The organism is Mycobacterium lehmannii (assembly GCF_002245535.1).
In the GTDB taxonomy this organism is placed as follows: Bacteria; Actinomycetota; Actinomycetes; order Mycobacteriales; family Mycobacteriaceae; genus Mycobacterium; species Mycobacterium lehmannii.
In genome coordinates, this window is the sequence record NZ_NKCN01000006.1 from 200008 (window position 1) to 219357 (window position 19350).

Here is a 19350-nt window from a genome sequence, read left to right on the forward strand (position 1 = left end):
GCTGGCTCACTGCAGCGAGGACAGGTTGAAGACCGCCCCGGTGCAGTCGGCCACCGCGGCCAACCGCCCGTAGGGCGTGTCTTCGGCGCCGCGAATAACGCTGCCGCCGTTGTCGAGGACCAACTGCACGGTCTTGTCGACGTCGTCGGCGCCCAGGAAGAAGTTCCAGTTCGACGGCTCCCCTTCCGGAAGGAAGGCGCTGCCGTCCATCAGTCCGAGCAGCGCCTCACCGTCGAAGTTGGCCGTGCTGTAGCGTAATTCGTCGGTGTCGGACACGGCCTCGATCTGCCAGCCGAACAGGTCGCGGTAGAACTGCAGCGACGTGGCGTAGTCGCGGCCTGTCCATTGGAAGTACACCGGCGCGCCGTGTTCGTTGATGACCTCGAATCCGCGGTGTCCGTTCGGCTGCCACAGCCCGACGAACGCGCCGCTGGGGTCCGACAGCATGCCCATCCAGCCCTTGTCCTTGATCTCCATCACGGGCGCTCCGCACGTCGTCGCGCCCGCAGCGATCGCCGCGTCGAGGGTGGCCTTGGCGTCGGTGGTGTGGAAGTAGGTGGTCCAGCCGTCGGGGCTGTTCCACTGCGGGTCGTTGAACATCAGGCCGGCGACCGGCCTGCCGTCGCGGGAGGCGGTCACGTAGCCGCCGAATTCGGGGCCCGACGACTCGAACGTCCAGCCGAACACCTCGCCGTAGAAGGACTGCGAGCGTTCGACGTCCGAGGACGCCAGATCCATCCAGGTCGGGGCGCCAACGGGGGCGCAATTGCGGACGGGCACGATAGGTCTCCTTCTGGGTCGGTGGTCAGTCACCGATGCAGACCGCCGTCGCCGCCGAAACTCATCGCGCCGTCAGCGCGCGACTCCCAGGACGCGCAGCGCGTTCTCCTTGTAGATCAGCGACTGCACCGCCGGGTCGATGTCGAGGGTGTCGAAGTCGGCGCGCCACCGGTCGATCTGGATGTAGGGGAAGTCGGTGCCGAACAGGACCTTGGTGCGCAGCTGCCTGCTCATGGCGCGGACCAGCTGCGGCGGGAAGTACTTCGGGCTCCACCCGGACAAGTCGACGTACACGTTGGCCTTGTGCGTGGCGATCGCGATCTGCGAGTCGACCCACGGCACCGCGGGGTGGGCCATCACGATCGTCAGATCCGGGAAGTCGGCGGCGACGTCATCGAGCAGCATCGGATCGGAGTAGCGCAGCTTGATGCGGTGCCCACCCGGCAGCCCCGACCCCATCCCCGTCTGCCCGGTGTGGAACAACGCGGGCAGCCCGGCCTCGGTGATCGCCTCGTAGATCGGGTAGAAGCGACGGTCGTTGGGCTCGAACGCCTGCATGCTCGGATGGAACTTGAAGCCCTTGATCCCGTAGTCGCGGACGAGTTCGTGGACCCGGTGCACCGCCCGGCGCTCGTGCCACGGGTCGACGCTGCCGAACGGGATCAGCACGTCATTGTTTCGCGCAGCACCGGCGACGAGGTCCTCGATCGAGTTGGGTACGTGGCGCATCGCCGTCCGCGCGTCGATGGTGAACACGACGGCGGCGGTGTTGTGCTGCCGGTACAGGTCGGCGACCGCGTCGACGCCTGCCGTCGCGCCCGGTGGCATCTTGAAGTACTTCTCGGTCGCCTCCACGAGCTCGTCGACGTAGGCCTTGTGGCCGTGGCAGTCGATCTCGACGTGGGTGTGGATGTCGATCGCCGCGATGCGGTCGAAATCGATGCCGTATTCGTACTTCTCGCCGCGTACCGTCACCCACGTGACGATATATGCGCTGAACCTCTTCGACGTCGCCGACCGCGACGAGTACCTCGCCTATTCGAAACGCTCGCCCGCGGAGGTCGCCAAGCACGGCGGTCGCGTCGTCGCCCTCGGACAATTCAGCGAGGCCGTCCTCGGCGACATCGAGCCACGGAAGGTGCTGATCCTCGTCGAGTGGGACTCCAGGGACGCGTTCGACGGTTACTGCAACGACCCCGATCTGGCCGACCTGCACGCGCACCGGGAGAACGGGTCATCGTCGTACATCTGGCACCTGTTCGACCGGTTGGACGATCTGCGGCCGCTACTCAAGACGTAACGCAGCGCCGAGAGTCGGGTTTCTGACGCATTTCGGGCGATTTCCGGTCAGAAACCCGACGCTCGGCGAAAGGTTGCCGCTCGGCGAAAGGTTGCCGCGCCGACGACTTACCCCGCTGCGGCCTCCGGCGCATAACCGAGCGCGGCCTTGATCTCCAGGAACTCGTCGAACGCGAAGTGTCCCCACTCGCGTCCGTTACCGCTGCGCTTGTAACCGCCGAACGGAGCGGCCATGTCGAAGCCGTGGTTGATCGCGACCGAGCCGGCCCGGATCCGCCGCGCCACCGCGCGGGCCTTGTCCAAGTCGGCGCCCGAAACGTAGCCCGCCAGACCGTATTCCGTGTCGTTGGCGATCTCGAGGGCCTGGTCGAGGTCGTCGTAGCCGAGGATGCACAGCACCGGGCCGAAGATCTCCTCGCGGGCGATCGTCATGTCGTTGGTGACGTTGGCGAACACTGTCGGCTTCACGTAGTAGCCCTTGCTCAGACCCTCCGGTCGACCGGTGCCGCCGATGACGACGGTCGCGCCCTCGTCGATGCCCGACTGGATCAAGCCCTGGATCTTGTCGAACTGCGCCTTGGACGCGACCGGGCCGATCGCGGTCTTCTCGTCGGGATCGCCGACCTTGACCCCGCCGGCCACCTCGCGGGCGATCTCGATCGCCTCGTCCATGCGGGAGTTCGGCACCAGCATGCGCGACGGCGCGTTGCAGCTCTGGCCGCTGTTCATCATCATCACCGAGACACCCGCAGTCACGCTCTTGGCGAAGTCGTCATCGTCGAGCACGATGTTCGGGCTCTTGCCGCCGAGTTCCTGGGTGACGCGCTTGACGGTCAGCGCGGCGTTCTTGGCGACGTCGACGCCGGCCCGCGTCGACCCGGTGAACGACACCATGTCGATGTCGGGATGGGCCGACAACGCAGCGCCGACGCCCGGCCCGTCGCCGAACACCATGTTGTACACCCCGGCGGGAACGCCTGCCGAGTCGAGGATCTGGGTGAAGATCTGGCCCGAGTACGGTGCGACCTCCGACGGTTTGAGCACCATCGTGCAGCCCGTCGCCAACGCGGGGAACACCTTGCAGGCGATCTGGTTGATCGGCCAGTTCCACGGCGTGATCAACCCGCAGACCCCGATCGGCTCCTTGACCACGAGGGTGGCCCCGTGCTGCTCCTCGAACTCGAAGTTCTTCAGCACGTCGATGGCCGTGGCGAGGTGGCCGAGTCCGAGGTTGACCTGGGGGCCTGCCGCCAGCGACGCCGGGGCGCCCATCTCCTCGTTGACCGCGTCGGCGAGGTCACCGGCGCGCTTCTGGTACTCGCCCATGATCGCCTGCAACAACTCGAGGCGCTCGTCGCGGCTGGTCTGCGACCAGGTGTTGAAGGCCCGGCGGGCCGCCTGCACGGCCACATCGACGTCGGCCGCGGAACCGATAGCGATCTTGCCGGAGGCCTCCTCGGTGGTCGGGTTGTCGACCTCGAGGGTGTTGGGCCGGATCGGGTCGACCCACTGGCCGTCGATGTAGAACTTGAGATATTCGCGCATGTCCCCACTCTTCCCTAGAACTTGACCATATTCGCGGTTCGACCGCGGGCGCTACTGGGTGCCTTCTGCATACCAGGTGCGGAATCGGTCGTACTTCGGCATCTCCTCGGAGTTGGCCTTCGGGTCGATGCAGACGTGGACGACGGCGGTCTTGCCGCTGGCGAAGGCCCGCTTGATCGCCGGGCCGATCTCGTCGTCCTTCTCGACGTACTCGCCGTGGCACCCGAACCCCTCGGCGACCTTGTCGAGCCGGACGTCCTTGCTCCAGTGCACACCCGGTTGCGGCGACGGCTGCTCGAACGTGCGCTTGTAGACGCCGACCTCCAAGCCCCATTGGTGGTCGACACCGACGACACAGACCAGCGGTACGTTCTCCCGGACCGCGGTCTCTAGTTCGGCGATGTGAAAGAGGAACGCCGAGTCGCTGGTGAGCAGCATGACCGGACGCTCGCGCCCCTCGGCGACCGACGCGCCGACCGCATACGGCAGACCCGTGCCGAGATGCCCGAAGTTCTGATTCCAGATCACGTCTCGCGGCTTGGTCTGCGAGTACGTCCACTGGAAGATCACCGTGGCACCCCCGTCGCGGACCAGGATGCCGTCCTCGGTGCATTCGTCGAAGGCCTTGGTGGCCTCGACGACGTAGCGGGCCGGGTGGATCGGCGCGCGACCGCTCGGCGCTTCGGCGGCCACTCGGGCGATCTCGGCGGCGTCGGCCTTGATCAGGGCCTCGAAGTCGGCCGACGGAGTGCGCGGATTGTCACGCAGGGCCGCGACCAGCTGCGGCACCACGCCTCGAAGGTCGCCGACCAGCGGCACGTCGATCGGGCGGTTCACCCCGATTGCGGTCGGATCCTGTTCCACGAGAACCCATTTGCGGTTGGCGTCGTTGCCCGCCCAGTGCTGGGTGCGGCCGTAGTGCATGGGCTCGCCGAGCTCGGTTCCCAGCGCCACGCACAGATCGGACTTCTCGACGGCCTCGTTCGCCGCCGGAGAGAACAGGTACGGGAAGGTGCGGTCCTGCAGGCCGGGGATGAACGAGGTGCCGCCCGACGTCTGGATCACCGGGCAGGCCATCAGCTCTGCCAACTCCCTGACCTGCTCCTGGGTGCGCGAGGTGTGAACTCCGTGACCCACCAACAGGACCGGGCTCTTCGCCTCGCGGATCAGCTTGACCGCCTCGGCAACCTCACGTTCGCCGGCGCCCTGGTTGACGAGCCGATACCGGTGCGGCGGCAATGGATCCGGCACGTCGAGCTCTTCGAGGATGACGTGGGACGGGTACTCGATATAGCACGGGCCGGGGGTGCCCGACATGGATTGGCGGATGGCTTCGCGGATGATCTCGTCGGTCTGGTCGGCGTATTCGATCGAGCTGCTGAACTTGACCGAGTTCTTGAACAGGTCCTCCTGCTGGACGAACTGGATGCGCCCGCGCCGCACCCGCCGTTCGGTGATGCGAGCACGCTGGCCGCCGAGGAAGATGACCGGCGAGTTCTCGACCAGCGCGCACTGGATCGCACCCGCGATGTTGGCCATGCCCGGCCCGAGCGTTCCGATGCACAACCCCGGCGTGCCCGTCATCCGCGATGCCGCCTCGGCCATGAACCCGGCGCTCAGCTCGTGGTGCGGTGCGACCACCGACCAGCCGCGCGCGTCAGCCTCGGTGAACATGTGCACGAAGTTGGGGTCGGGAATGCCGAACAACGTGTTGATGCCCTCCGCCTCGAAGAGGTCGAGTATGCGCTTGTATACGGGTACACCCACGGGAAACTCCTTGATTTCTCTATAGATAGCGTTGTGCTAGTCGTTCTCGGTGTGCTGACGGAGAGCCGAACAGTGATCGGTTGAGGGTGGCGCGCTTGAGGTAGACGTGGATACCGCTCTCCCACGTGTATCCGATGCCGCCGTGCAACTGCATGGCCTTGCCGGCGATGTCGACGGCGGCCGCGCACGTATACGACTTGGCCATCGAGACGGCGGCCCCGGCTTCCGGCGCGTCCTCGGCGACCGCTCGGACGGCGGCATCGACGAGTTGGCGCGACACGGAGATGCTGACGAGCATGTCGGCGCATGCGTGTTTGACGGCCTGGAAGGAGCCGATGGCCCTGCCGAATTGCTGACGCACCTTCACATATCCGACGGTGGCGGCGAGCATGGCCTCGCTCAGGCCGAGGCTGTCGCAGGCGATCGCCGCGGCGGCCCGGTCGTGTAACCGCTGCACCGCAACCGCGGGATCATCGGTGAACGGCAGGGTTTCGGTGATCGCAGCGTCCGCGTCGATCGCGGCGAGGTTGCGCGTCTCGTCGACGACGGGCCGCGGCGTGGCCCGCTGCTCGGTCACGGCGATGCCGCGGTCGGTGACGAACAGGATGCGGTCCGCGCCGTCGGCGTCGGGGACGAAGTCGTACGGTTCCAGCGCGACGGCGACCCGGGTCGCACCGCTGGCCAGTTCGGCGAGCATCGTGTCGCGGGTGTCGCTGGGCTGCACCGCGTTCAGCGCTCCGACGGCAAGCACCGCACCGCCGAGGAGGCCGGTGGCGCTGGCGGTGCGGCCGATCTCCTCGCAGATGACCGCGACTTCGGCGAACGACGCACCCGCCCCGCCGAGCTGTTCGGGCACCTCGAGCCCGACCCAACCGGCCTCGACCAACGTGGACCATTCGACGCTGCGGTCCTTCGCGAGCAGATCGCCTGCCACGGAGCGCAATTCGTTGTGGAATTCGGTGAAGTCGGTCATCAGACGGCACTCGGTTCTCGCGGCAGGCCCAGGCCCCGCTCGCCGATGATCGTGCGCTGGATCTCGCTCGCGCCGCCGGGGATCGTCCATTCCCACGATCCGATGAAGTCGAGCACCCACGCCCCGGACTCCCAGCCGCTGGAGGCCGGTTTGGCGAGTTCGGTGTGTGCGGGCAACCCGCCGATCTCCGCACCGAAGTCGGTCATGCGCTGCAGTAGCTCGCTGTAGAACAGCTTGACGATCGAGGCGTCGGCCGGACTGGCGGTACCGTTCTCGTTATCCTCGACCACCTTTCGGCACAGTCCGCGTAGCCCGGTGATCTCGGTTTCGAACTGCGCGAGCCGGTCGGCGACGATCGGGTCGTCGACTGGCGCGCTTTGCACCAGCCAGCGGAAGCCGGCGTTGCCGAGGCGCTCGGCGAGTTCCAGCATCGTCATACCGCGCTCGGCGCCGAGGGTGGCCTGCGCGACCCGCCAGCCGTCGTTCTCCGCCCCGATCAGGTTGGCGGCCGGGATCGACACGTCGTTGAGGAAGATCTCGCAGAAGTGGGAGTCGCCGATCGCATTGCGGATGGGACGCACCTCGACGCCGGATGTGGTCATATCGAGAAGGAAGTACGAGATTCCCTTCCGCTTCGGCGCATCCGGGTCGGTGCGGGCCAGCAGCAGGCACCAGTCGGCGTGCTTGCCTCCGCTGGCCCACAGCTTCTGCCCGTTCGCGATGTAGGCGTCGCCGTCTTTACGCGCGGTGGTGCGCAGGCTGGCCAGGTCGGATCCGGCCTCGGGTTCGGAGAAGCCCTGCACCCAGATCTCGCCGTCGAGGATCGCGGGCAGGTGCCGTTGCCGCTGCTCCTCGGTGCCGGCGACCAGCAGGGTCGACGCGGCGTGGTGGATGCCGACGAACGCGAGCACCAGCCGCGGCGCGTCGTGGGCGGCCAGTTCCTGGTACAGCACCACCTGCTCGGCCACCGACATGCCGCCGCCCCACTCAGCGGGCCAGTGCGGGACGGCGTAGCCGGCGCTGTGCAGTTCGGCGAACCACTGCTTCTGGAAGGCCACGAACTGCTCATCGTCTGCGCCGGTCTGGGTTTCGCGCCAGTCCGGTGGGATGTGCTCGACGCACCACTGCCGCACCTGGTGCCGAAACTGAACTAGTGCTCGACTTTCGGACGCTTCTTGATGCATATCTTCAGATTCGGCGCTCATTGCCGCACCGCCTTGGCCCGCAGGTGGTCCAAGACGCGCGCGACGGCCAGACCGTCGTCGAACGACGGGGTGATCTGCGTACCGGTGCGCAACGCCTCGGCGACGTGTCCGAAGAAGACTGACAGCGCGGGCGGGGGTGAGCGTCGCGGCGGCGGTGCGAACTCGGTGGTCTCGGGATCGGCGCCGATGCGTCGCACCACCAGCGTCGTGTCGGCCGTCAGTTCGACGGTGGCGTCGCTGCCCAACAGCGTGACCGACGGCGGTGAAGGGACCGCGGCCGCGAACCCGGTGTCGTGAGTAGCGGTGCAGCCGTTCGCCATTGCGAACCACGCCGCGTACGCATCCTCGGCGGTGGCCTGCTCGGGTGAGCCGTCGATGCGGGTGACGCCGCCGCAGTCGGTGATCTCGCTGCCGAAGAGCCACCGGGTGAAGTCGATCAGATGGGAGCCGTAGGCGCCGATCCAGCCGCCGCCCAGGTCGCGGTCGTTGATCCAGCCGAACTTTCGGCCACGCAGCCCGCTTCCGAAGAACGTCCAGTGCAGGTGCCTGGGTGTGCCGATCGCCCCGCTGTCGGCCAGTTCTTTGAGCCGCGTCCACGACTCGTTGAACCGGAACTCGAAGTTGAGGAAGTGCAGCACACCTGCGTCGCGGGCCATGTCGCGCATCTGTGCTGCCTCGTCGGCGTTGCGGCCGAATGGTTTGTCGCACAACACCGCATGCCCGTGCTCGAGCGAACCGGTGACGTGCTCGAGGTGCAGGAATGGCGGCGAGTGCACGGAGACCAGGTCGACGTCCGAAGCCAGCGCGGCTTTGACCGCGTCCTCGTCGCGGGGGCTGACGACCTCGACGTCGAACCCGGCTTCGGCGTATGCGGGAGCCGCCGCGTGCTTGCCGAAACCGGTGCCGATCACCGCGACCCTCATGCGTACAATCCCGTCAGCCCCGCGCGGCCTGCGGTGCGGGTCAAGGCATCTCGGGTTGCAGACAGCCCGAGCGGAAGCCGCCGCAACGGTTGGCTGTAGCGCGACAGCCACGACAGGGTGGTTTCGTCGCAGAAGCCGACCGCGCCGTGCAGTTGGTGGCAGACGCGGAACACGACTTCGGCGGCTTCGAGCGCCGACAACCGCAGTGCGAGTGCGTCGGTGAGTGCCTCAGGGCGGTCAGTAGCGATGCTCCACAGCGCGTATTTCGCGAGAATGTCCAGTCCGCTGCGTTCGACTTCGGCGTCGGTCAGTTGGAACTGCACACCCTGAAACGACGACAGCGTCTGCCCGAACTGCTTGCGCAGGCTGACATGCGCGACCGTCAGTTCGATGGCTCGGTCGAGCATGCCCAGCAGCGTCCAGCACCCCAGCACCAGTGCGAGCGCGACGTCGGCGGCGCCCTGCTCGTCGAGGTGGGAAGTCTGCAGTTCGCAGACGAAGCCCGGCCCGACGGGCCCGATCCCGGTCACCGTGCTGCGGGCGCCGCCCAGGGTGACGGTGGTCCAACGGTTCTCGAGCCCACCGACGGCCGCTGCGGGCCGGTTGCCGGCCACCACGATCAGGCCGTCGGTGTGCAGGTCGGTCGGGGCGGCCAGCCGTTCGGCGACCGGATACGGCAGCGCCCAGTAACCCGCGCTGCGGCACAGCGCCGCCGCGGCTTCCAGGCCGTCGGCGTCGCTGCGCGCATCGAGGTCCCAGGCGCCCAGACCGGCCAGCACCGGCCCGACCAGCGACTCACGCGCCTCGGGTTTGGCCTCGGCCTGCTGGACCAGCTCATCTCCACCGGCGGCCTCGAACGCGCGCAGCGCCTGGCGGCCATACTCGGCGGCGTCCTCAGACAGCTCGAGATTCACCGCGCCACCGCCAGCATCGCGCGCGACAGCAGGATCCGCTGCATCTCAATGCTCCCCGACGACACCGTCGAGGCCTGTGAGTACTTCCAGTGGTCTTCGACCTCGCCGAGGAACCAGGCGGCCCGCGGGTCGTCGTGGGACACCTCGGCGGCGATGTCCATGAGCACCTCGGCGCTGTCCTGGTCGAGCGTGGTCACCGCGATCCGGTAAGCCGCGGCGTCACCGGGTTGGATGCGTCCGCTGCTCTGCAGCGACACCACGCGGTAGGCCATCAACCGGGCCCGCCGACAATGCGTCAACATCCGCATCCACCGGCCGCGCAACTCTCCCGGCAGGTCATCCCACCGGTCGCCGAGCACCGCGGGTGCTGCGGCCAGCAGCCGTTCACAGCGCGCGTAGCGGGCGATGCCGACGCGTTCGAAGGCCATCACGTCCTGCACCACCGACCAGCCCGCATCCACCGTCCCGAGCACATCGGCCTCGGTGACCCGCAGATCGTCGAAGAACACCTCGTTGAGGTGATGCGGGCCCATCATGCAGCGGATCGGCCGGACCTGGATCGCCGGATCATCCATCGGCACAAGAAAAATCGTCAGTCCCTGCTGCTTGCGCTCACCGCGCGACGTGCGGGTCAGCAGGAAGCACCACTGCGCCATCGTCGCATACGACGTCCAGATCTTCTGCCCGCTGACCAGCCAGCCATCACCGTCGGGACGCGCCGTGGTGCGCAGCGACGCCAGATCCGAGCCCGCCTCGGGTTCGGAGAAACCCTGACACCAGATCACTTCACCGCGCGCGATCGGCGGCAGGTGCGTGCGCTGCTGGGCTTCGGTGCCGTGGCGCATGATGATCGGACCGACCCAGTTGACGCCCATGTACTGGGCGCCGCGCGGTTCGTGATGCGCCCACATCTCCTCGCGGACCACGGTCTGTTCCCACACCGACGCCCCACCACCGCCGAACTCTTTGGGCCAGGCCAGGCACAGCAGCTCACGCTCGGCCAGCATCCGGCAGAACCGCTGCGCGACCTCGAGATCGGCGGGGTCGTCGGTGAACGCACCCAGATAGTCCTCGGGCACATGCTCTTTGACTAACGCGCGCAGTTCGCCGCGCAACTCCGCAGCCTTGGCGCCCATCGCGAAATCCACGCCTACCCCACCCCCGAGGCGCCGACGCTACGGTTTTTGACGAGATCCGCGCCGTTTCCGTCAGAAACCGCAGTCTCGGCGGGATCGATGAGGCCCAACTCGTCGAGCACCGCGTCGGTGTCGGCGCCCAGCGTGGGGGCGGGGCCCGCGACCTTGCCCGGTGTGCGGGAGAACCACGTCGGCACCCCCGGAAAGCGCACCGGCCCGTCCGCGGTCTCGACGGTCTCGAAAAGCCCGACCGCGTTCAGGTGTTCGTTGTCGAACAGCGCGTCGGGAGTGTTCAGCGGCGCGGCGGGAATCTCGAGTTTCCGGAAAAGATCCAGCCATTCGGCGGTGGTGCGCTCCTTCATGGTCTCAGCGAGCAGCCCGTAGACGACATCGATGTTGTGCGCACGCTTCTCGAGGGTGGCGTAGGACTCGTCGTTCCACGCCGGACTCACCGCGCTGATGAACGCGTTCCAGTGTTTGTCGTTGTAGATCAGCGCGGCGATGTAGCCGTCGCTGGTGCGGTACGGCCTGCGGTTGGGCGCGACCGTGCGCGGATACACCGCGGGCCCCAGTGGGGGGTCGAACATGGCGCCGTTGGCATGTTCGACCAGCATGAACGACGCCATCGTCTCGAACATGGCGACCTCGACCTCTTGCCCCTCCCCGGTCCGCTCGCGATGAAACAAGGCCATCATCGTCGCGTAGAGGGCCGTCAGCCCGCCGACCTTGTCGGCCATGATCGTGCCGACGAAATCGGCCTCACCGGTCAATTGCTGTTGTACCGCGGGCAATCCGGCCTCGGCCTGAATGGTGTCGTCGTACGCGGGGCGGTCGCGGTCGGGCCCACGGCGGCCGTAGCCGTAGCAGTTCGTGTAGATGATCGCGGGGTTGACGGCGGCGACGTCGTCGTAGCCGAAGCCGAGCTTGGCGACCGCCTTGGCGCGCATGGAATGGATGAACACGTCGGAGCGCTCGATGAGCGCCCGCATCGCCGCCTTTCCGGCTTCGGTCTGCAGGTCCAGCACCACGCTGCGCTTACCACGGTTGACGTTGACGAACACCCCACTCATCCCGGGCGAAGGGCCAACGGAGATGAAGCGGGTGTTATCACCCTGCGGCGGTTCGACTTTGATGACGTCAGCACCCATGTCCGCCATGATCTGGGTGCAGTACGGCCCCATCACCATCGCGGTGAGGTCGACGACACGCACCCCGGCCAGCGGCCCGCTAGGCATGGACACCGCCCTTCTGCGCCATGGCGAAGCTGTACTTGATGTGGTCGTTGTGCCCGTCGGGCACGACAGGGAACACCACGGGTTCGGACAGGTCGCGGATCGCGGCGATCTGCGCGCCGACCTCCTCGATCGACCACGACGGCCGGTAGACGCCGGGGGTCTCCGCGACCACGGCCCGCGCGATCCGGCCTGCCAGCGCGATCAGCGCTTCACCGGTGATCGAACATGATTCGTGTGCCAGCCATCCCACCGCCGGTGCGACCAGCTCCGCGCCCATCGGCGGATACGCCGACGTGTCGATGCCCTCGGCCATCCGTGTCACCGCAGCGGGCACGATCACGTTGCTCTTGACGCCGTGCGCGGCGCCCTCCATGGCCGCGACGTTGGACAGGCCGATCACGCCCGCCTTGGCCACCGCGTAGTTGGCGACGCCGTGATTGCCGTAGAGACCACCGATCGAGGACGTCAGCACGATGCGGCCGTATCCGGCGTCGCACATCGACGGAAATGCCGGGCGCACAACGTGAAAAGCACCACGGAGGTGGACGTCGAGCACCGCCTCGAAGTCGTCGTACGTCATCTCCGCAAGTGGAGCCCGGCGCACGATGCCTGCGTTGTGGATCAGGATGTCGATGCGTCCGTAGCGTTCGAGGGCGGATTCGACGATCGCCTTGCCGCCGGCCGGGGTGGCCACCGAATCGGTGTTCGCCGCGGCGTCGCCTCCGGCAGCGACGATCTCGCGCACCACTTCTTCGGCGGGCCCGGGCGCCTTAGATGGCGGGTGGACGGGGTCGTACTCCTCACCCGTCAGGCTGCCGCCCGGATCGTTGACGACGACCTTGGCGCCCCGCTGCGCGAGCAGCATGGCGTATGAGCGGCCCAGGCCCCTGCCGCCACCGGTCACGACGGCCACCTGACCGTCGAAGCGCAGCTCACTCATCGCGCATACCTGCGATTTGTGTGCGAGAAGGAGCGCTCACCGCTCCCGAACGCACACAAATCGCTACTTCTCGAGTACCAGGCCATCGAGATCGCCCTTGTCGCGCCACTCCTTGAGCAGATCGCCGAACGCGTAGAAGCCCGGGCCGTAAGGCTCGCCGAGGTGTGAGCGGATGCCCTCACCGCCACCGCCGCCCTCGTTGTTGTAGTAGCCCGGAGTGCAGGATGCGTCGAAAGCCGAGTTGTCGACCGCGGATTCGCGGATGGTCTGGCACCACTGCTCCTGCGCATCGTCGGTCGGCTCGACGACCGTCGCGCCCCGCTTCAACGCCTCGGCGATGATGTAGGCGATGTGCTCGCCCTGCAGTTCGTAGTTGGCCGCGATGTTGGCCGAGATGCCGACCTGGGTGAAGCCCGTGAAGAACTGGTTCGGGAAGCCGCGGCTGGTCATACCGTGCAGCGTCTTGTAGCCGTCGTGCCAGTAGTCGTAGAGCGACAGCCCGTCGCGGCCCTCGATCGCGTCGATCGAGTAGCGCCTGCTGATCTCGGTGGTGATCTCGAAGCCGCTGGCGTAGATGATGCAGTCGACCTCGTATTCCTGGCCGTTGGCGACGAAGCCCTTCTCGGTGATCCGCTCGACCCCTTTGGTGTCGGACACGTCGACCAGCGTCACGTTGGGCCGGTTGAAGGTGGGCAGGTAGTCGTCGTTGGACAGCGGTCGCTTGCACAGGAAGCGGTAGTACGGCTTGAGCGCCTCGGCCGTGTCGGGGTCGTCGACGGTCTCGGCGATCCGGCGGCGCAGCCGCTCCATGATCTTGTAGTCCTCTTCCTCGCGGATCGCCATGAACTGCTCGGGCGTCAGCGTCGACGGGTCCTCGAGCGAGAGCACCCGCGCGGCGGTGTTGCGGCCGAGTTCGGTCCAGAAGTCGCACACCAGATCCGGCTGACCGGGCGCCATCCCCTCGAACGTCCACGAGTGGAAGTTGCGCTGGCGTTCCTTCTGCCAGCCGGGCTGCAGCGTCTTCACCCAGTCGGGGTTGGTCGGGGTGTTGTTGCGCGCGTCGACCGTCGACGGGGTGCGCTGAACGACATACAGGTGCTTGGCATCTCGGGCCAGGAACGGCACCACCTGGATGCTGGTGGCGCCGGTGCCGATGATCGCGACACGCTTGTCAGCGAGCTTGTCCATGCCGCCGGTGTAGTCGCCGCCGGTGTAGTCGTAGTCCCACCGCGACGAGTGGAAGCTGTGTCCCTTGAAGTCCTTCATGCCCGGGATGCCCGGCAGCTTCGGTCGGTGGAACGGCCCGGATGCCAGCACCACGAACCGCGCGCGGATGTCGTCACCGCGGTTGGTGGCCAGGCGCCACCGCTGAATCTCCTCGTCCCAGCGCATATCGCGCACCTGGGTGGAGAAGATCGCCGAGTCGTAGAGCCCGAAGTGCTTGCCGATGCGCCTGCAGTGTTCGTAGATCTCGGGGCCGTCGGCGAACTTCTTGCTCGGGATGTAGTCGAGCTCTTCCAGAAGCGGTATGTAGCAATAGGACTCGTTGTCGCATTGGATGCCGGGATACCGGTTCCAGTACCAGACCCCGCCGAAGTCGCCGCCCAGCTCGATGATCCGGACGTCTTCGACGCCGGCCTTCTTCAGATGCGCCGCCGACAGCAGCCCGCCGAAGCCACCGCCGAGCACCGCGACGTCGATGTCCTCGACGATCGGGTCTCGCGGCGCCACGGGCGTATAGGGGTCGGTCTCGTAGTAGCCGGCGAAGTCGTCGGTCAACTCGACGTACTGCTTGGAGCCCTCGGGCCGAAGCCTTTTCGCGCGCTCCTGGGCGTACTTCTCCCGCAGTGCATCGATGTCGATGTCGTCGGGGGTTTCTGTGGGCCCGCAGGTGTCGGTCCCCGAATCGGACAAAGTCATGGCTCAGAGCTCTTTCGGTTCGCCGGTGCCCATGTACTTGGACAACTGATAGTGAAGGTTCACGGTGCTGCGTTCGCGGTACGGGTTGGGCTTGGTCCCCGGGAAGCCCAGCGACTTCATGCCCTGCTGCACCGCGGCCATGTTCGAGAAGTCCTGGGGAAGCACCGAAAGCCAGTTCGGGCTGTCCTTGGGCGTGTACTCCCAATGCGTCTGCGGCTCTTGACCCTTCGGGAACAGCTCCAACGTCGCCACTTCGAATATGCACTTGTTCGGATCGTAGCTCGGGTGGGGCCGAGCGCCGTAGCACAGCGCGGTCGTCAGGCCCTGGCCTACCTGGAAGTTGGGGAAGATCTGCCACGCCGTGCCCGCCTGCCCGAGAATGTCGGGCGGAATGGTCGGCCACACGACGCCGCGGGCCTCGTCGTCACGCCTGGCCGATGCCAACCAGTGTTCGAGAACCTTGTCCGGAGGTGTGCCCTCGGGCAGTTCGTCGACCAGCCTCTTGGCCGCGTTCACCAGCGTCTCGGTGGTGGTCGCGTTGGTCTGCTCCCACGTGTACATCTGCATCTCGGCGGTGGAGACGCGGGGGTCGTCGCCGGTGCCCAACCGGATCTTGGACTTGGTGGCCTCCATGTCTTTTGGCGCGTCGTATCCGATGTTGCTGTGCCTGCCCTGCACCTTGGCCCAACCCTTGAACTCGCCGAACTTGTTGAACTCCGGATGCGTGGTAAACACGTGGTAGGTCTCGTTGAAGGCCTCGAGCGCGACCTTCCAGTTGCAGTCGAAGTACAGCCATTTGCGCCACTTGTAGCGCATGTTCTCCAGCCCGAACGGATCGAGGATCTTGGCGGCCGGGAACAGGTAGTCGGCAAGCGGTTCGCAGTCGGGATCCATGTTGATGAACAGCCAGCCGCCCCACGTGTCGACCTGGACGGGGACGAGGTGGGTGTTCTGCGGGGTGAGCGCGCCGTTCCAGTCGTCCTGTTCGCGGATATGGGTGCAGGCACCGTCGAGTCCGTATGTCCAGCCGTGGAATCCGCAGACGAACGACTTGCGGGCACGGCCGACGGCGTTCTTGTCCCCGTCGGGGGTGTCGACGAGGCGGCGGCCGCGGTGCATGCACACGTTGTGGTGCGCCCGAAACTCGTCTGCCCCGGTGCGCACCACGATGATCGAGTCATCGAGGACGTCGTAGGTCAGGTAGCTGCCGACCTCGGGAAGCTCCTCGACGCGGCCGGCCTGCTGCCATACCTTGCGCCACAACTTATCCCGCTCGGCGCGCGCATACTCCTCCGAGACGTACGCCTCCACCGGGATGGTCATCGGTTCGCAGAGCTCTTCTGGTGCTTCAATCCTCGGCTGCGTATCGGTCATTTCAAACTCCTTAGAACCGACTGATTTCTGCGCGGAAGGTTTCGTCTTTGAGGAACAGCGACGTGTTGTCGGCACCGAGGTGCGTCCACTTCAGGTTGAGTCCACCGTCGACGAGAAGCGTCTGTCCGGTGATATAGCTCGACAGGTCCGACAGCAGAAACAGGATCGCCCCCGCCTGCTCTTCGGGCCGGCCCCGCCTGCCCATCGCGATCGCCCGCCGGTCCCGGTCGGGGTCGACGTCGACGTAAGTGCGCGACGCGGCGGTCTCGGTCACCCCGGGCGCCACGGCGTTGACGCGGATGTTGTCGTGGGCCAACTCGGCGGCCATGGTGCGCGTCATCGCGACCACCGCCGCCTTGGCCGTGCCGTAGGCGATGTGGAACGGTGCGGTGTTCATCCCGCTGATCGACGACACGGAGACGACCGAGCCCTTCAGGCCGCGGGCGCGGAGTTCTCCGCATACCGCCTGGCTCATGAAGAACGCCGTCTCGAGGTTCGCGGTGAACAACTCCCGCCAGTCCGCGCGCGTCACCCGGGTCGACGGCATCCACGTCGACGGCGCGGCGCCGCCCGCGATGTTCACCAATCCGTACAGATCGCCCTCGGTTCGCCGGACCTGTTCCATCACGGTGGCGATGCCGTCGTCGGTGGAGGCGTCGGCCGACACTGCGACGACCGCCAGGCCCTGGTCGATGAGCGGGCCGACATGTTGGTCGAGGTTCTCTTTCGATCGGCTGACGGCCACCACCGTGGCACCGGCCTCGGCCGCCATCCGGGTCACGGTGGTGCCGATTCCGCCGCCGCCCGCACCCGACACCACCACGATTCGGCCGTCCAGCCTCAAAAGGTCGACCATGTTATTTGTCCGGACAACGAGTGTTGCTCTCCATGTTGCAGAACACTATTCCCCAGCGCGAATCGGCCCGTCAAGGGCGAAGCAACTTCTTTCGCGGCCTATTGTCTGGACTAAGCAGCCTTGCTAACGTGCCAGGTCATGACGCAATCGGCGACGGGGTCCCTGCAGCAGTCTCGCTATCCGGGCGGAGATCCGACAGCCGCGGCCGGGTGGCGCGTCGAGCGGATCACCGCCCCCAGCCGGCTGTTCGGTGCCAACGGTCTGCGCACCGGCCCGGACGGCCGCGTCTACGTCGCCCAGGTGACGGGCAGCCAGATCAGCGCGCTGGATCTGGGCACGGGAAACCTCGAGACGGTCAGCGCCAAGGGCGGCGACATCATCGCCCCCGACGACGTCGCCTTCGACAGCGACGGCAACTTGTTCGCGACCGAGGTGATGGACGGACGGGTCAGCGTGCGTGACGCCGCGGGCCGCACGCGCGTGCTGCGCGACGACCTGCCGTCCGCCAACGGCATCACCGTGCATCAGGATCGCTTGTTCATCAACGAGTGTCGCGACGGCGGGCGGCTGATGGAACTCGACCGCGGCACGGGCGCCGAGCGGATCCTGTTGGAGGGCCTACCTTCACCGAACGCCATGGAGGTCGGCCCCGACGGTTTCCTGTACTACCCGTTGATGACGGCCAATGAGATCTGGCGAATCGACCCCACTGGCGGTGAGCCGCAACGGGTGGTCGGCGACCTCGGTGTGCCCGACGCGGTGAAGTTCGACCCGCAGGGCAATCTCGTCTCGACGCAGGTGGCCAGCGGCCACGTGCTGCGGATCGATCCGCGAAGCGGCGAGAAAACCCTTCTGGCGCAGCTCAGCCCGGGATTGGACAACCTGACCTTCCTCGGGGACCGCCTGTTCGTCTCGAACTTCACCGGTGAGATCACCGAGATCGTCGGCGTGGGCGAAACCCGCACGCTGCTCGGCGGCGGGCTGAACTGGCCGCTCGATCTGGCGGTGGGCGAGGACGGCCTCCTCTACGTCGCTGACGGCACCTACTTCTACACCGTGGGCGATGGCGGGTCGCTGCAGACCGTCGGCATGCTGTTCTCCCCCGGCTACCCGGGCTTCCTCCGCGGGCTGGCTCCGGTTGCAGGCAATGCGTTCGTGGTGGCCACCTCGGGTGGCCAGATCGCTCGGTACCGCCCCGCCGACGGCGAAACCGATTATCTGGCAGACGGTTTCGACCAGCTCTACGGTGTCGCCGTCGGGCCGGGTGAGCGGATCGTGTTCACCGAGCTCGGCACGGGGCGGGTGCATGCGTTGGCGTCGGGCAGCGCCGAGGTGCTGGCGTCGGATCTGCGGGATCCGGTTGGCGTCGCATTCGACGACGACGGTCGGCCGCTGGTCGCGGAGTCCGGGGCGGGACGGGTGATCGCGGTCGGCGATACGACCGAAACCGTGGTCGACGATCTGTCGCGCCCGCAAGGCATCGCGGTCGTCGACGGCGTGCTCTACATCGTCGACGCGGGCGCCAAGGAGGTGATCGCGGTGAACCTGAACACCAACGCGCGCACCACGATCGCTTCGGATCTGCCGGTGGGGCCGCCGCGAGGTGTGGAGCCCAAGCCGCTCAAAGGGATGCCGCCGTTCTCCGGACCACAGGGGCCGTTCGCCGGTATCACCGTCGGCCGTGACGGCACCTTGTACGTGTCGGCCGACGGCGAGGGCAGCGTACTGGCGCTGCGGCGGACATGACCGTCAGCCCCACCGACCATCGCTACCTGCAGGTGGCGCGCACCCTGCGTAAGGAGATCGTCGACGGGATCTACCCCGTCGGCTCACAGCTGCCGACCGAACAACAACTGTGCGAACGCTTCGCGGTCAGCCGCTACACCGTCCGTGAGGCACTTCGCCGGCTGCGGGAGGACAACCTGATCGCGTCGCGGCCACGGGCAGGCACCCTCGTGGTCCCTCGTCCCGCTTCCAATTCGTATGCGCAAGATGTTGTTTCGATCGACGACCTGCTGGCGTTCGCGGCCGGCGCCCAGCTCACGATCGAGTCGAACGCGATGGTCACCGTCGACGATGAGCTGGCCGACCGCACCGGGCTGGAGGCAGGCACGCAGTGGCTGGCTGTCCGCGGCTGCCGGCAGAACGAGGGCAGCGACACACCCGTCTGCACCACCGAGTACTACATCAATCGCGCGTTCGCGGCGGTCGGACGCCTGTTGCAACGTCATTCGGGACCGATCTTCCCGCTGATCGAGGACCTGTTCGGGGTCAGCATCGTCGAGGTGCATCAGGAGATGGCGGCCATCACCGTGTCGCCGGACCTCGCCAAGGCGCTCAAGGTCGATGCGGGCAGCGCGGCTCTGGAGATGCGCCGCGCCTACACCACGTCCGACGGCGAGATCGCGCAGGTGACCATCAACACCCATCCGTCGTCGCGGTACCGGCACTCGATGACGATGCGCCGGATCAAGGGTTAGGCC

The 19350-nt window shown here is 66.9% G+C and carries 17 protein-coding genes; 3 read left to right on the forward strand and 14 right to left on the reverse strand.

What is annotated here, in order from left to right:
* Positions 1–6 precede the first annotated feature (6 nt).
* Together CEX87_RS09815 and CEX87_RS09820 are read right to left on the reverse strand one after the other, a co-directional pair.
* Positions 7–780: a VOC family protein gene (locus CEX87_RS09815; RefSeq protein ID WP_094286936.1), complete on the reverse strand. Its 774-nt coding sequence runs from the start codon at positions 778–780 to the stop codon at positions 7–9.
* A gap of 72 nt (positions 781–852) precedes the next feature.
* Positions 853–1755: an amidohydrolase family protein gene (locus CEX87_RS09820; protein WP_066807799.1), complete on the reverse strand. Its 903-nt coding sequence runs from the start codon at positions 1753–1755 to the stop codon at positions 853–855.
* Between the two features lie 4 nt (positions 1756–1759).
* On the opposite strand from CEX87_RS09820, the gene CEX87_RS09825 reads away from it, so the two are divergent.
* Positions 1760–2080, forward strand: coding sequence for a DUF1330 domain-containing protein (locus CEX87_RS09825; RefSeq protein WP_174522797.1), 321 nt, complete (start codon positions 1760–1762; stop codon positions 2078–2080).
* Positions 2081–2187: 107 nt separating this feature from the next.
* On the opposite strand, the gene CEX87_RS09830 is transcribed toward CEX87_RS09825, so the two are convergent.
* The 12 genes from CEX87_RS09830 to CEX87_RS09885 all read right to left on the reverse strand — a co-directional run bounded on the left by CEX87_RS09830 (position 2188) and on the right by CEX87_RS09885 (position 16867).
* Positions 2188–3624: an aldehyde dehydrogenase family protein gene (locus CEX87_RS09830; RefSeq protein WP_094286940.1), complete on the reverse strand. Its 1437-nt coding sequence runs from the start codon at positions 3622–3624 to the stop codon at positions 2188–2190.
* A 51-nt stretch (positions 3625–3675) separates the two neighbouring features.
* On the reverse strand, positions 3676–5391 hold the full coding sequence (locus CEX87_RS09835; RefSeq protein ID WP_094286942.1) for a thiamine pyrophosphate-binding protein: 1716 nt from the start codon (positions 5389–5391) through the stop codon (positions 3676–3678).
* Between the two features lie 19 nt (positions 5392–5410).
* On the reverse strand, positions 5411–6364 hold the full coding sequence (locus CEX87_RS09840; RefSeq protein WP_094286944.1) for an acyl-CoA dehydrogenase family protein: 954 nt from the start codon (positions 6362–6364) through the stop codon (positions 5411–5413).
* Positions 6364–7569: an acyl-CoA dehydrogenase family protein gene (locus CEX87_RS09845; protein ID WP_094286946.1), complete on the reverse strand. Its 1206-nt coding sequence runs from the start codon at positions 7567–7569 to the stop codon at positions 6364–6366. Before CEX87_RS09845 ends, CEX87_RS09840 begins: the two co-directional genes overlap by 1 nt.
* Positions 7566–8492, reverse strand: coding sequence for a Gfo/Idh/MocA family protein (locus tag CEX87_RS09850; RefSeq protein ID WP_064399431.1), 927 nt, complete (start codon positions 8490–8492; stop codon positions 7566–7568). Before CEX87_RS09850 ends, CEX87_RS09845 begins: the two co-directional genes overlap by 4 nt.
* Entirely contained in the window at positions 8489–9406 is a 918-nt protein-coding gene (locus CEX87_RS09855) for an acyl-CoA dehydrogenase family protein (RefSeq protein WP_094286948.1), read from the reverse strand. Before CEX87_RS09855 ends, CEX87_RS09850 begins: the two co-directional genes overlap by 4 nt.
* A complete protein-coding gene (locus CEX87_RS09860; protein ID WP_198957196.1) occupies positions 9403–10542 on the reverse strand; it encodes an acyl-CoA dehydrogenase family protein in 1140 nt (379 codons plus the stop codon). Before CEX87_RS09860 ends, CEX87_RS09855 begins: the two co-directional genes overlap by 4 nt.
* A gap of 14 nt (positions 10543–10556) precedes the next feature.
* On the reverse strand, positions 10557–11777 hold the full coding sequence (locus CEX87_RS09865) for a CaiB/BaiF CoA transferase family protein (protein WP_094286952.1): 1221 nt from the start codon (positions 11775–11777) through the stop codon (positions 10557–10559).
* A complete protein-coding gene (locus CEX87_RS09870; protein ID WP_064399427.1) occupies positions 11770–12717 on the reverse strand; it encodes an SDR family NAD(P)-dependent oxidoreductase in 948 nt (315 codons plus the stop codon). Before CEX87_RS09870 ends, CEX87_RS09865 begins: the two co-directional genes overlap by 8 nt.
* A gap of 63 nt (positions 12718–12780) precedes the next feature.
* Entirely contained in the window at positions 12781–14637 is a 1857-nt protein-coding gene (locus tag CEX87_RS09875; protein ID WP_094286954.1) for a flavin-containing monooxygenase, read from the reverse strand.
* 3 nt (positions 14638–14640) lie between these two features.
* Positions 14641–16011 (reverse strand): aromatic ring-hydroxylating oxygenase subunit alpha, encoded by a 1371-nt coding sequence (locus CEX87_RS09880; protein WP_094286956.1) that lies wholly within the window; start codon positions 16009–16011, stop codon positions 14641–14643.
* Positions 16012–16021: 10 nt separating this feature from the next.
* On the reverse strand, positions 16022–16867 hold the full coding sequence (locus tag CEX87_RS09885; protein ID WP_094286958.1) for an SDR family NAD(P)-dependent oxidoreductase: 846 nt from the start codon (positions 16865–16867) through the stop codon (positions 16022–16024).
* Between the two features lie 138 nt (positions 16868–17005).
* Between CEX87_RS09885 and CEX87_RS09890 the strand changes: the two genes are divergently transcribed.
* Complete coding sequence (locus CEX87_RS09890) at positions 17006–18613, forward strand: SMP-30/gluconolactonase/LRE family protein (protein WP_094286960.1); 1608 nt, start codon at positions 17006–17008, stop codon at positions 18611–18613.
* The gene (locus CEX87_RS09895) at positions 18610–19347 is read left to right on the forward strand and encodes a GntR family transcriptional regulator (protein WP_064426429.1); all 738 of its coding nucleotides are present in this window, start codon (positions 18610–18612) and stop codon (positions 19345–19347) included. The genes CEX87_RS09890 and CEX87_RS09895 overlap by 4 nt, the downstream gene beginning before the upstream one ends.
* The last annotated feature ends 3 nt before the right edge of the window (positions 19348–19350 follow it).